At 57.1% G+C, this 13,242-nt stretch carries 12 protein-coding genes; 2 read left to right on the top strand and 10 right to left on the bottom strand.

All coding sequences use genetic code 11. From position 1 onward, the window contains the following. Positions 1-128: 128 nt before the first annotated feature. Together GH722_16700 and GH722_16695 are read left to right on the top strand one after the other, a co-directional pair. Positions 129-704 (top strand): cupin domain-containing protein, encoded by a 576-nt coding sequence (locus tag GH722_16700; protein ID MRG73411.1) that lies wholly within the window; start codon positions 129-131, stop codon positions 702-704. A 24-nt stretch (positions 705-728) separates the two neighbouring features. Next, the gene (locus tag GH722_16695; GenBank protein ID MRG73410.1) at positions 729-3,179 is read left to right on the top strand and encodes an FAD-dependent oxidoreductase; all 2,451 of its coding nucleotides are present in this window, start codon (positions 729-731) and stop codon (positions 3,177-3,179) included. 99 nt (positions 3,180-3,278) lie between these two features. Here GH722_16695 and GH722_16690 read toward each other — a convergent pair whose 3' ends face one another. The 10 genes from GH722_16690 to GH722_16645 all read right to left on the bottom strand — a co-directional run bounded on the left by GH722_16690 (position 3,279) and on the right by GH722_16645 (position 13,226). Further along, on the bottom strand, positions 3,279-4,148 hold the full coding sequence (locus GH722_16690) for an NAD-binding protein (GenBank protein ID MRG73409.1): 870 nt from the start codon (positions 4,146-4,148) through the stop codon (positions 3,279-3,281). Between the two features lie 124 nt (positions 4,149-4,272). Next, positions 4,273-5,082: an inositol monophosphatase gene (locus GH722_16685; GenBank protein MRG73408.1), complete on the bottom strand. Its 810-nt coding sequence runs from the start codon at positions 5,080-5,082 to the stop codon at positions 4,273-4,275. A 112-nt stretch (positions 5,083-5,194) separates the two neighbouring features. After that, complete coding sequence (gene groL / locus GH722_16680) at positions 5,195-6,847, bottom strand: chaperonin GroEL (protein ID MRG73407.1); 1,653 nt, start codon at positions 6,845-6,847, stop codon at positions 5,195-5,197. 11 nt (positions 6,848-6,858) lie between these two features. Beyond that, the gene (locus GH722_16675) at positions 6,859-7,146 is read right to left on the bottom strand and encodes a co-chaperone GroES (protein ID MRG73406.1); all 288 of its coding nucleotides are present in this window, start codon (positions 7,144-7,146) and stop codon (positions 6,859-6,861) included. Between the two features lie 109 nt (positions 7,147-7,255). Continuing rightward, complete coding sequence (gene hflX / locus GH722_16670; protein ID MRG73405.1) at positions 7,256-8,527, bottom strand: GTPase HflX; 1,272 nt, start codon at positions 8,525-8,527, stop codon at positions 7,256-7,258. Positions 8,528-8,570: 43 nt separating this feature from the next. Next, entirely contained in the window at positions 8,571-8,825 is a 255-nt protein-coding gene (hfq, locus tag GH722_16665; GenBank protein ID MRG73404.1) for an RNA chaperone Hfq, read from the bottom strand. 104 nt (positions 8,826-8,929) lie between these two features. Next, positions 8,930-9,586: an HAD-IA family hydrolase gene (locus tag GH722_16660; GenBank protein MRG73403.1), complete on the bottom strand. Its 657-nt coding sequence runs from the start codon at positions 9,584-9,586 to the stop codon at positions 8,930-8,932. Next, positions 9,583-10,443 carry a D-amino-acid transaminase gene (locus tag GH722_16655; protein MRG73402.1) on the bottom strand — a complete coding sequence of 287 codons (861 nt, stop codon included), beginning with the start codon at positions 10,441-10,443 and terminating at the stop codon, positions 9,583-9,585. The genes GH722_16660 and GH722_16655 overlap by 4 nt, the downstream gene beginning before the upstream one ends. Before the next feature lie 18 nt (positions 10,444-10,461). Next, positions 10,462-11,841, bottom strand: a complete 1,380-nt coding sequence (trkA, locus tag GH722_16650; GenBank protein ID MRG73401.1) for a Trk system potassium transporter TrkA — start codon at positions 11,839-11,841, stop codon at positions 10,462-10,464. Then, positions 11,838-13,226, bottom strand: coding sequence for a response regulator (locus GH722_16645; GenBank protein MRG73400.1), 1,389 nt, complete (start codon positions 13,224-13,226; stop codon positions 11,838-11,840). The genes trkA and GH722_16645 overlap by 4 nt, the downstream gene beginning before the upstream one ends. Positions 13,227-13,242: the final 16 nt, after the last annotated feature.

Below are 13,242 nucleotides of genomic sequence, written 5' to 3'. Positions count from 1 at the left end.
GCGTCTGCTTCTCCGGTTGATCCTCTATCCATGGAGAGAAAACGCAAAGATGAAAAAATTCATATAATTTTCACGACAGAATAATTTTTACGCCCTATTATTTTCCAGACTGGTAACAGGGCGGACAAATGGGCCTTTCCCGAACAGACAGCATTCCTGTCGGACAGCAAATACGCGACCTGCGGCGGGCCAAGGGCCTGCGTATCGCTGGACTGGCCAGCGAAATCGGGCGTTCCGTCGGTCATGTCAGTCAGGTCGAGCGGGGTCTGTCCCCGGTTACAATTCCGGACCTGAAAAAAATTGCTGACGCGCTTGGTGTGGAAATCAACTGGTTCTTTCAGGGACAGGCCATGGCACCTCCGGAAGAACGGGACATTATCGTTCGCCGGGCCAATCGCCGGGAGCTCAATTATTCGGGGACCGGCGTGCGGGAAGCCCTGCTCTCCCCTCACCTTCATGGCACTTTTGAAATGGTCATGACGACGCTTGAGCCCGGCGCAGACAGTGGCGTCGCCTACAGCCGGACCGGTGAAGAAGGCGGTTTTGTGCTGGAAGGAACGCTGGATCTCGAAGTGGATGGCCGGAAGTACAGCCTGTCCGCCGGTGACAGCTTCAGTTTCGAGAGTACCAGACCGCATCGTTGTGCCAATTCCGGCAGTCAGGTCACCCATGTTCTCTGGGTCATCTCGCCACCCTCCTATTAACTCCTCCTGCAGAAGGACCGTCTCATGGCCGTTCAACTCCCCTCCCGTGCACAGGTTGTCATTATCGGTGGCGGTATTATCGGATGCAGTCTTGCCTATCACCTCACCAGACGTGGCTGGACCGATGTGGTGCTGCTGGAGCGTAAACAACTGACCTGCGGGACGACCTGGCATGCGGCCGGGCTGGTTGGCCAGCTTCGTGCCAGTCAGAACATGACGCGACTTGCCCAGTACACGACCGACCTGTTTCGAACGCTGGAAGCGGAAACCGGTCAGGCAACAGGTATGAAGCAGAATGGCAGTGTCTCGATTGCCCGCACACCGGGCCGGCTGGAAGAACTGGTTCGCGGCGCTGATATGGCGAAGGTTTTCGGTCTGGATGTCGAGGTCATTGACGCGGCGGAATGCAAACGTCTCTGGCCGCTGATGTCGATCCACGATGTCATGGGTGGCGTATATCTGCCGAATGATGGCCAGACCAACCCTTCGGATACGGCGGCGGCACTGGCCAGGGGGGCAAAGCAGGCTGGTGCGACGATCATCGAAGGCGTCCCCGTGACCGGGGTTACGGTCAGAAATGGCCGTGCCTGCGGCGTGACAATGGATGCTGGCAGCATTGAAGCTGAATATGTCGTGAACTGCGCCGGTATGTGGGCCCGTGATGTCGGCAAGATGGCGGGTGTGAATGTGCCGCTGCATGCGGCTGAGCATTTCTATATCGTCACTGAGCCGGTGCCGGACCTGCCCCCGACATTACCGGTGATGCGCGACCCGGATGGCTGTGTCTATTGGAAAGAAGATGCGGGAAAGCTGCTGATCGGCTGTTTCGAGCCGGTTGCCAAGCCGTGGGGGATGGATGGTATTCCCGATGATTTCGAGTTCGATGAACTGCCGGAAGATTACGATCATTTCGAGCCGATCCTGATGGATGCGATGGAGCGCGCTCCGATCCTGGCTGAGACCGGCATTCGTCAGTTCTTCAATGGTCCGGAGAGTTTCACCCCGGATGATCGATATCTGCTCGGTCCGGCCCCGGAAATCCGGAATTTCTATGTTGCTGCGGGCTTCAACTCGATTGGTATCCAGTCCTCCGGCGGTGCCGGCAAGGTACTGGCGGACTGGATTATTGATGGTCATGCATCAGCGGATCTGTGGGATGTGGATATCCGGAGGGTGGTGCCGTTTCAGGGCAATGCGAAATATCTGCATGACCGCACGGTTGAAGGGCTGGGGCTGCTGTATGCCATGCACTGGCCGTTCCGGCAGTTCGAGACCGCCCGTGGTATTCGCCATTCGGCACTGCATGACCGGCTGGCGAAAGCCGGTGCCTGCTTTGGTGAGGTTTCAGGCTGGGAGCGTCCGAACTGGTATGCGCCGGATGGTATGGAGCCAGCCTATGCCTACAGCTACAAACGGCAGAACTGGTTCGATGCGAATGCGGCAGAACATAAGGCGGTCCGGGAGGCGGTTGGCCTGTTTGATCTGTCATCCTTCGGCAAGTTCCTGATTCAGGGACGCGATGCCGAGCAGATGCTCAACCGGGTCAGTGGCAATGATATGTCGGTTGAGCCCGGCCGGATTGTCTATACCCAGTTGCTGAACGAACGTGGCGGGATTGAAGGTGATCTGACGGTCACCAGACTGGCAGAAGACCGCTATATGGTGGTCAGCGGTGCCGGCACGCAGGCTCGCGACCTGTCCTGGCTGACACAGGCCGTGGGAGAGGATGAGCGCTGTTGCGTGACAGATGTGACATCTGGTCTGGCGGTGGTCAGTGTTATGGGGCCGAACGCCCGTAAATTGCTGTCACGGGTCAGCCCGGCAGACCTGTCCAACGAAGCCTTCCCCTTTGGTCATAGTCAGGAGATTGAAATCGGCTACGGGCTGGTCCGGGCATCCCGGATTACCTATGTCGGCGAACTGGGCTGGGAACTGTATATGCCGACGGAATTTGCGACCCATGTCTATGACGCCCTGCTGGCGGCTTCAGATGGTCTCGGATTCCGTCATGCGGGTTATCACACACTGAACAGCCTGCGCATGGAAAAGGGCTACCGTCACTGGGGGCACGACATTACGGACGCGGAAACGCCGCTGGAGGCCGGACTGGGCTTCGCTGTGAAGTTCGACAAGCCCGGTGGCTTTCAGGGCCGTGATGCCCTGCTGCGGCAAAAGGAAGCAGGTGTGACGCAGCGTCTGGTGCAGTTCCGGCTGATCGATCCGGAACCGCTGGTCTATCACAATGAACCGATCTTGCGGGACGGTCGTATCTGCGGCTACGCGACTTCCGGTATGTTCGGTCATACCATCGGCTCCAGCCTCGCCATGGGCTATGTGGAGGCCGGCGGGGATGTGGTAACGCCAGATTATGTGAAGGCTGGTGCCTACAGGCTGCGGATCAATGGCAGGGAATATGAGGCAGAAGCCTCACTGAAGCCCTTTTATGATCCGAAAAGCGAGCGGGTGAAAATCTGACACCGGGCTGTCTGAAGCGGGTTCAGGATAAGGTCTGCTGTTTGGCAGGGCAGCACGGCCCGGTCGCCTGAAATGACGACCGGGTATCTGCGGCTATGTTCAGTTGCTGGTCAGCAGCCTCATCAGGCTGGAGGTGTCCATGCGGTTGTCGCCGCGATATTGCAGCTGGGCATAGAACTGATCGACCAGTGCTGTTACTGGCAGGCGTGAGCCGTTGCGTTTGGCTTCTTCGAGGCAGATGCCGAGGTCCTTGCGCATCCAGTCGACGGCAAAGCCGAAATCGAACTCTCCCTTGCACATGGTATGGGCCCGGTTTTCCATCTGCCAGGACTGTGCGGCGCCCTTGGAGATAACGGCGATGACTTTGTCTGTATCCAGATCAGCCCGCTTGGCGAAATTCATCGCTTCCGAGAGACCCTGTACCAGACCGGCAATGCAGATCTGATTGACCATCTTGGTGAGCTGACCGGCACCGGCGTCGCCCATCAGGGTGACGGCCTTGCCAAAGCAATCCATCAGCGGCTTGGCCGTGTCGAACGAAGCCTGATCGCCACCACACATGACCGTCAGCGCACCATTTTCTGCGCCAGCCTGTCCGCCAGACACGGGTGCATCGATGAAAGCCACACCCTGTTCAGCGGCCTTGGCATAAATCTCGCGGGCGACATCAGCGGAAGCCGTGGTGTGATCGACCAGAATGGCACCGGATTTCATCGTCGCCAGAACACCGCTGTCGCCATAAATGACGGAGCGCAGGTCATCATCATTGCCAACGCAACTGAAGACCAGATCGCAGCCCTTTGCGGCATCGGCCGGGGTTTTTGCAAAAGAACCCTTGTAGTCGCCAACCCATTTCTCAGCCTTGGCTGTGGTGCGGTTATAGACGGTGACATCATGTCCGCCCTTGGCCAGATATCCGGCCATCGGATAGCCCATTACGCCGAGACCGATGAATGCTACTTTCGCCATGTTTCTCTCCAGTTCTGTTGGATGCAGTCAGGGCTGCGGATTTGGCGCGAAGGATAGTCGCTCTGCCGGCTGGCGGCAAATTGACTGGAATGTCAGCGACAGATTTTCCGCAGTGTGGACGCTCTCAGCCGTCAATCAGCTGCTGCAACTGATCCCAGCTTGCCTGATCAGGGGCGATCAGCAGCGGGCCAGCATTGGCAACCGGCTGATAGGGCGTTCCGTTCAGGCGTTGTGCTGCTCCGCCTGCTTCCAGCAGCATCAGCACCCCGGCCGCGAAATCCCAGGGCTTTGTGCGGTGGTACAGGGCGATCTGGTGTTCATCGCGCAGTAGCGAGAGAAACATCTGACCGACACAGCGCAGATTGATGTTCTCGCTGAATTTCTCCCGTATCTGCCGGATGCGTTCGCTGCGGGCCTTGTCCTGCCCGCCGGCGCCGAGCCATCCCGAATAATCGAAGATGCTGGTTTCCGGCGACGAATCGGCAATCAGGGTCCGGGTTCCGTCGATAAAAGTGCCGCTGCCTTTTTCAGTAATTGCGGTGACATTGGTCAGCGGGTCATGGACCCAGCCGGCAACGGTTTCACCGTTTCTGACCAGGGCGATAATGACGGCAATCCGGCGGTCGCCACGGGAAAAATTTGTGGTGCCGTCTATCGGATCGACAATCCATACCGGATCATTGCCATGAAGGCGTTCCAGTATCGCCGGGTTAGCGGCAACCTCTTCCTCGCCGACAGTTATGCTGCCCGGCAGGATCCGGGTCAGTGAGGCGCGCAGGTGATGTTCCATCGCCTCGTCGGCAACAGTCACCAGGTCGCCCGGTGCTTTTTCACGTATCTCGTGGGCTTTCAGCAGCCCGAAGCGTGGCAGTAACTCAGCTTCAACCGCCTCGCGTATGGCGGCGCTGACTTTCTCGACAGAAATTGTGGTCATGGAATCCGGTTCAGTGCGTTCGGCGAAGGCAATACACGTCCCTGCCCCTGAAAGCAAAAGGGGGCTGCGTTTGCCGCAGCCCCCTTCACATCATGATCAACGTTTCCGTTGATTACATCATGCCGCCCATGCCGCCCATGCCGCCCATATCGGGCATGCTGCCACCGGCACCGCTGTCCTTCGGTGCAGGCTTTTCAGCGATCATGGCTTCTGTGGTGATCAGCAGACCAGCGATCGAAGCTGCATCCTGCAGCGCCGTCCGCACGACCTTGGCCGGATCGATAACACCGGCTTTGACCATGTCTTCATAAACGCCGGTCTGTGCGTTGAAGCCGAATGTTGCGTCATTCTTCTCCAGCAGCTTGCCGGCAACCACTGCGCCGTCTGAACCGGCGTTTTCAGCGATCTGGCGAACCGGTGCCTGCAGGGCACGGCGGACGATGTCCACACCAACCTGCTGGTCGTTATTCGCGGTTTCGATCTTTTTCAGAACGCGGACAGCGTACAGCAGAGCGGAGCCACCACCGGGGACAACACCTTCCTGAACAGCTGCACGGGTTGCATGAAGTGCATCATCAACGCGATCCTTGCGCTCTTTCACTTCAACTTCCGTGGCACCACCAACGCGCAGAACAGCAACACCGCCGGACAGTTTCGCGAGGCGCTCCTGGAGCTTCTCACGGTCATAGTCGGACGTGGTTTCTTCAGCCTGACGCTTGATCTGCTCGCAACGGGCATTGATGTCTTTCTTCTTGCCCGTGCCATCGACGATCGTTGTGTCTTCCTTGGTGATGGTTACCCGCTTGGACGTGCCGAGCATATCGAGGGTAACGCTTTCCAGCTTGATGCCAACGTCTTCGGAGATCACCTGGCCACCGGTCAGGATGGCGATGTCTTCCAGCATGGCTTTGCGGCGATCACCGAAGCCCGGTGCCTTGACGGCAGCGATCTTCAGGCCACCACGGAGCTTGTTGACGACCAGGGTCGCCAGTGCTTCGCCTTCAACATCTTCAGCGATGATCAGCAGCGGACGGCTGGACTGAACAACGGCTTCCAGAATCGGCAGCATTGCCTGCAGGTTCGAGAGTTTCTTCTCGTGCAGCAGGATGTACGGATTGTCGAGTTCAGCGATCATCTTGTCGGCATTGGTCACGAAATAGGGTGACAGATAGCCGCGGTCGAACTGCATGCCTTCAACGACGTCGAGTTCGTTATGAAGGCCCTTGCCTTCTTCAACAGTGATGACGCCTTCGTTGCCAACTTTCTGCATGGCTTCGGCAATCATCGAGCCGACTTCCAGATCACCGTTGGCAGAGATGGCGCCAACCTGTGCAACTTCGTCGGAGCTCTTGATCTTCTTGGAGCGCTTCTGGATGTCCGCAACAACGGATTCAACAGCGAGGTCGATGCCGCGCTTCAGATCCATCGGGTTCATGCCAGCTGCAACAGCCTTCACACCTTCGCGGACGATGGACTGAGCCAGAACCGTCGCAGTGGTCGTGCCGTCACCGGCCAGATCGTTGGTCCGGGAAGCGACTTCCTTGACCATCTGGGCGCCCATGTTTTCGAACTTGTCGGACAGTTCGATGTCCTTCGCAACCGTCACACCATCCTTGGTGATACGCGGTGCGCCGAACGACTTGTCCAGAACAACGTTACGACCCTTCGGGCCGAGCGTTACCTTGACGGCGTTGGCGAGAATGTCGACGCCGCGCAGCATGCGGTCGCGTGCGTCAGTCGAAAATTTTACTTCTTTACCGGCCATGTTTCAGCCCCCTATTCCAAAATGCCCATAATGTCGGATTCGCGCATGATCAGCAGATCTTCGCCATCGACTTTGACTTCCGTACCCGACCATTTGCCATAAAGGACCTTGTCGCCCTTCTTGACGTCCAGCGGTGTCACCTTGCCGTCATCAGCGCGTGCGCCGGTTCCGACAGCGACAACTTCGCCCTGCATCGGTTTTTCTTTAGCCGTATCAGGGATGATGATCCCGCCGGCGGTCTTCGTTTCCAGTTCAAGCGCCCGGATCATTACCCGGTCGTGGAGCGGACGAATGGCCATAGTGTTCCTCCTGCCAAAATTCGTTACCAGAGAAGAGAGCACCTGACGGATTGTCTTTGGCACTCTCTTCGATTGAGTGCCAGCGAGATAGGAGGGTTCGGGCTGGAAGTCAAGCCGACTGTAGCGGTTTGCCCAGCCGGCTTTCCAGTTTCTGCCGGTTTTCCGGGCTAAGCCGGACAGTTATGTTGGCCATCATCTCCTCGTCCCGACGTTCCAGAACTTCCCCGTTCTGATACAGCCAGGCGATTGTCGCACCATCAGAGATATCCAGCGACAGGTCGATGATGACCTCCTTGCTGGCCAGCATCAGATCGATAGCTGCCAGCAACCCGTCAATATTTTCGCCGGTCACGGCAGAGACGGCGACAGCATCGGAGCGGGTCAGAGCCGTGGCAAGCCGCTCGCGGGCTTCCCCGTCCATCAGGTCAATCTTGTTGAGGGCTTCAAAAACGTGGCGATCCCCGTCCAGATCGATATCCAGATCTTTCAGGACAGCCTGTACATCGTCGCGTTGCTGTTCTGTATCCGGATTGGCCATGTCGCGGACGTGAATGATGACATCCGCCTCGACAACTTCTTCCAGTGTTGCCCGGAAGGCGGCAACCAGCATTGTCGGCAGATCGGAAATGAAACCGACGGTGTCGGAAAGAATGATTGTCTTCCCGGATGGCATATCCAGCCGGCGCATGGTCGGATCCAGGGTCGCGAATACCTGATCGCGAGCATCAACGGTAGATTTGGTCAGCCGGTTGAACAATGTGGACTTGCCCGCATTGGTGTAGCCGACCAGAGCGACAATCGGATAGGGAACTTTTTTACGGGCAGAACGATGCAGGGTCCGCGTGCGAACCACTTTCTCCAGATCATTCTTGATCCGGATGACACGGTCATCAATTTGCCGGCGATCAGATTCAATCTGGCTTTCACCGGGACCACCAAGGAATCCGTAGCCCCCCCGCTGGCGTTCCAGATGGGTCCAGGACCGGACAAGACGGGACCGCTGATAGGTCAGCGAAGCCAGTTCAACCTGCATCCGGCCTTCCCGCGTGGCTGCACGCTCTCCGAAGATTTCCAGAATCAGGGCCGTCCGGTCGATAACCTTACATTTCCAGGCTTTTTCCAGATTACGCTGCTGGATGGGCGTGAGGGCACCATCCACGACGATCAGGCCGATCTCATTGGCCTCGATCTCCGCAGCGATCTCCTCAACGATACCGCTGCCGATCAGGGTAGCGGGTCTTCTCCGTGACAGGGCAATAGCCCGGGCGTCGATAACCTCAAGCGCAATCGCGTTGCAGAGGCCGACAGCCTCTTCAACGCGTGCTTCAGGCGTGCGGACATCAGGGCTGCCCCCACGCTTGCTATAGGGATGAATAAGCAGGGTGCGCTGGCCATAGCTGCGGCCAAACTCATCCGATAACTGATCAGCTATCGGGTTCCTCCTCTTTCGACGGCTCGAACAGGCTCACCGGCATGCCGGGCATGACTGTCGAGATGGCATGCTTGTAAACCAGCTGGGTCGATCCGTCGCGACGCAGCAGCATCGAGAAGTTGTCGAACCAGGTAATGATCCCCTGGAGTTTAACGCCATTGATCAGGAATACGGTGACAGGGGTTTTGTGCTTACGCACATAGTTTAAAAAAACGTCCTGCACGTTCTGTGTCTTTTCATTGGACATGTTCATTTCTCTTCGTGGTGTGTGGATAACGGAAAATGGTCCCCACCATTGTCACCAAGCGCCGCAGTCTAACAGACCTCGGGGCTGCTTGGAGTCTTATTGGCTTACAACTTTGTGATCTCCGCGATAAACAGTTCAAAATCGGCGTAATTCCTGTGTGGTGGCCAGATTTTCTGCTTATCAGATGGTAGCGATTTCTCATGCATCAATATGGCCGTACAGCCAGACCGATGCGCGCATTCCATATCAATGGCATTGTCACCGACAAACCAGACAGACCGTCCGGACTTCAGTCCTGCCGGACCAAGTGCTGCCTGTATAACCATTTCATCGGGTTTGTCCCGCTCCAGATCACCGGCACCGAGAACCGGGTGAAAATAATCTTCCCAGCCCAGTACCCCGACTTCCTTGCGGAGAAAGTCACCGGTCTTGTTGCTGACGATTGCCATCGGGATGCCAGCGTCGTGCAAACCTTTGAGTGCGTTTTCAGCACCGGCCAGAGGTTTGATATAGCTGAGATGGATCTCGTCATAGCGGGCATAGAAAATATCCCGTGCTTCCTCCCAGCGGTCACCAAACAGCTCCGGAAAGGCTTCGCGCATGGACTTGGCAACATTCTGCCGGGTTTCTTCCAGCGTCCATGGCTTCAGGCCCATTGCTTCGAAGGTGAAGGCATTGGCCGCATGAATGACGGCCCAGCTATCGACGAGGGTATTATCCCAGTCAAAGATGACGGCCTCGGGAAAGGGCAGATCCGTCAAGCCGCAGGCTCCGCAAGCGATTCGAGGTAGCCGTCAACGAGACTGAGTGTCACCTCACCCGGTGCGCCATTACCAACCGACCGGTCATTGATCCGTACCACGGGCATGACGTAGGAACTGGCGCTGGTGATGAAGGCTTCCTTTGCGTCATAGGCTTCTTCGACCGTGAACGCCCGTTCGACAAGTTTCAGGCCACGGGCCCTGGCAAGTCCCAGCAGTGTCTCACGAGTGATACCACGCAGGATATCATGGGTCGCCGGACGGGTGACCAGTTCATTATCTTTCGTGACGATCCACGCATTTGTGGATGAACCTTCGGTGACAAAGCCGTCATTATCGACCTGCCAGGCCTCATAGGCGCCGGCTTCGCGGGCTTCCTGCTTGGCCAGAATATTCGGCAGCAGGCTGACAGATTTGATATCGCGCCGGGGCCAGCGCATATCCGGCACTGAAATCACGGCAACGCCCTTGGCTGTCTTTTCGGGATCCTGCGCCACAGCGCGTTTGGCCGTAATGACCAGCGCACTTTTCACATGATCCGGCGGGAACGGATGGTTCCGGGGATAGACGCCACGTGTGACCTGCATGTAGACGAGACCATCGCGGACACCGTTGCGACGCGCAATTTCATCCATGATGATTTCAAGGGCAGCGCGTCCGACAGGCGGTTTGATACGCAATTCGGCAAGTGATCTGTCCAGCCGGTCGAGATGCCCCTGCTTGTCGCAGTATTTGCCGTTTCTGAGCGCGACAACCTCGTAAATTCCGTCTGCGAACTGATAGCCGCGATCCTCGATATGAACACTGGCTTCGGCATGCGGGACGTAGCGACCGTTAACATAGGCTATGCGTGACATGGGGGAACTTCCTGATTCCTAGAAATATTCGAGGCGGACGGAGAACATCGCCTCAACCTTTTTGACCGATTTGCTGGCCGCAAACAACACCACCCGGTCGCCGGTTTTGACGACCGTATCACCGCGTGGCGAAATCACTGTCGATCCGTCCCGGACAACAGCACCGATCAGCACCCCCTGCGGCAGGTTGACCTCGCGGAGTGGCTTTCCGACCAGTGGAGAGGTTTCCAGCGCATCGGCTTCAATCAGTTCGCCAAAACCTTCATGCAGGGAATGGACGGCATGAATGCGTCCGCGCCGGATATATTGCAGAATCGTGGAAACGGTGATCGCCCGGGGACTGACAACAACATCGATCCCCAGTGATGTGATCAGCGGACTGTAAGTCGACTTGTTGATCAGGGTTACGGATCGTTTTGCGCCATAGCGTTTTGACAGCAGCGACGCGAGAATGTTGGTCTCGTCATCATTGGTCACGGCAACCACGGTTTCGGCCAGCTTGACGTTGGCCTCGTTCAGCAGTTCCGGATCAAGCACATCGCCATGCAGGACTACGGTTCCCGGCAGAGCGCGGGCGACGGATTCTGCACGATCCTTAGAACCCTCGATAATCTTGATGTTCACACCGGGATAGGCTTCGTCGATCATCTGACCGAGGCAAAGCCCGATATTGCCGCCGCCCAGAATCACGATGCGACGTGCCTCGCTTTCTTCATGACCGAATGCCGCCATTGCCCGGGAGACATGGTCGGTATCGACCACAAAATAGGCGATATCGCCTTCCAGCATCTGATCGTCAGGATCGGGAATGATCGGCTTGTCGTCGCGCAGGATACCGACGATGACAATATGCAGGTCCGGAAACAGCTGGGTGAGCTGCCGCAGCGGGGTGTTGATCAGCGGGCAGTCCTTGAGGCAGCGGACGCCAATCAGCCGAACCTTGTCATTTGCCAGCGGGATCATGTCCGTGGCACCGGGAACCTGCAGGCGACGGCTCATCGCCCGGGCAACCTCGACTTCCGGAGAAATGATATGGTCAATCGGCATATGGTCGCGGCTGAACAGATCACCCCAGAGCGGGTCGAGGTAATTCTGGTTACGAATACGGGCGATTTTGGTCGGCACGTTGAACAGGGAATGAGCGACCTGACAGGCGACCATATTGACTTCGTCTGTCGCGGTGACGGCAATGATCATATCCGCATCCGCAGCCCCTGCTTTTTCAAGCACCGGGGGATGTGATGCAAATCCCTGAATTGCCGTAACATCGAGTGAATCACTGATTTTACGTGTCAGTTCCGGGGTCTGGTCAATCACCGTGACATCGGCATTCTCCATCGCCAGATACCGGGCGATGTTGAAGCCTACCTGACCTGCGCCGCAGATGATGACCTTCACGCCTTGTCTCCATGAATGCCAAGGGATTTCAGTTTCCGGTGCAGGGCAGAACGCTCCATACCGACAAATTTTGCTGTCTTCGAGATATTGTCCTCAAATCTTTCGATCTGGGCCTCAAGATATTGCCGTTCGAACAATTCACGTGCCTCCCGCAATGGCAAAGACATGATTTCAGCGGCTCTTGCGGCACTCAGCGATTCCGGGGCCGATGCACCGAGTTCCGGCGGCAGCATGTCTGCAGTAATCGGTTCGTCCGCCTCACCTGAGGCCATGATCAGAACCCAGTCAATGACATTGCGCAATTGCCGGACATTGCCCGGCCAGGAATAGCTGTGCAAGGCTGCCATTGCCTCATCGGAAAAAGTTCGTGCCTTGATGCCGGCAGCCGCAGATGATCGCGCCATGAAATGGCTGGCAAGCAGGGGAATGTCATCCCGCCGCTTTGACAGGGGTGGTGCCACAATAGGTACGACATTCAGCCGATAGAACATGTCTTCCCGAAAACGTCCGGCGGCAATTTCGGCTTCGAGATTGCGGTTGGTTGTCGCGATGACGCGAACATCAACGCTGACTTTCCGGTTGCCGCCGACACGCTCGAAAGTCTGCTCCTGGAGGACGCGGACAATTTTACCCTGAGTTTCCAGTGGCATATCAGCCACTTCATCCAGCAGCAGGCTGCCGCCATGGGCACGCTCGAACAGGCCGACAACGCGGCGTTCATCTTCCGTGTCAGAATCTGGCTCAATGCCGAACAGTTCCGTCTCAAAGGCATCTGGGCGCATGGTGGCGCAATTGACGACGACAAAGGGCTGGTTAGCCCGGCTTGAACTTGAATGAATGAGGCGGGCAATGACTTCCTTGCCGGAACCGGCAGGGCCGGTAATGAGAACACGTGAGCCGGTTGGTGCGACCTTGCCGATGGCCTGACGAATCTGGACCATCGCCGGTGACTGACCGACGAGTTCTTCCGCATCCCCTGCCCTCAGCCTCAGTTCGCGGTTTTCCTGGCGCAGACGCGATGCCTCGATGGCGCGATCAACGATGACCAGCAGACGATCAACCTGAAACGGCTTTTCGATGAAATCATAGGCGCCGTCTTTCAGCGCCTCGACGGCCGTTTCGATCGTACCATGACCGCTGATCATGACCACCGGAACATCCGGATGATTGCGGGCGACGCGCTTGAGAATGCCCAGCCCGTCGAGATGACTGCCTTCAAGCCAGATATCCTGAATGATGAGACTTGGCTGACGACTGGAAATCTGGGCGAGAGCTTCGTCGCTGTTTGAGGCTTCCCGGGTTTTATAACCTTCATCCTGAAGCAATCCGGCGATCAGAGCCCGGATGTCGTCTTCATCATCAACAATGAGAATATCGTGCGCCATATATCCCGCCAGGTAG

The sequence above is a fragment of the Alphaproteobacteria bacterium HT1-32 genome, assembly GCA_009649675.1.
Lineage (GTDB): Bacteria > Pseudomonadota > Alphaproteobacteria > Rhodospirillales > HT1-32 > HT1-32.
The sequence above is the reverse complement of the archived record's forward strand: the minus strand, read 5'-3'. Positions and strand labels throughout refer to the sequence as shown.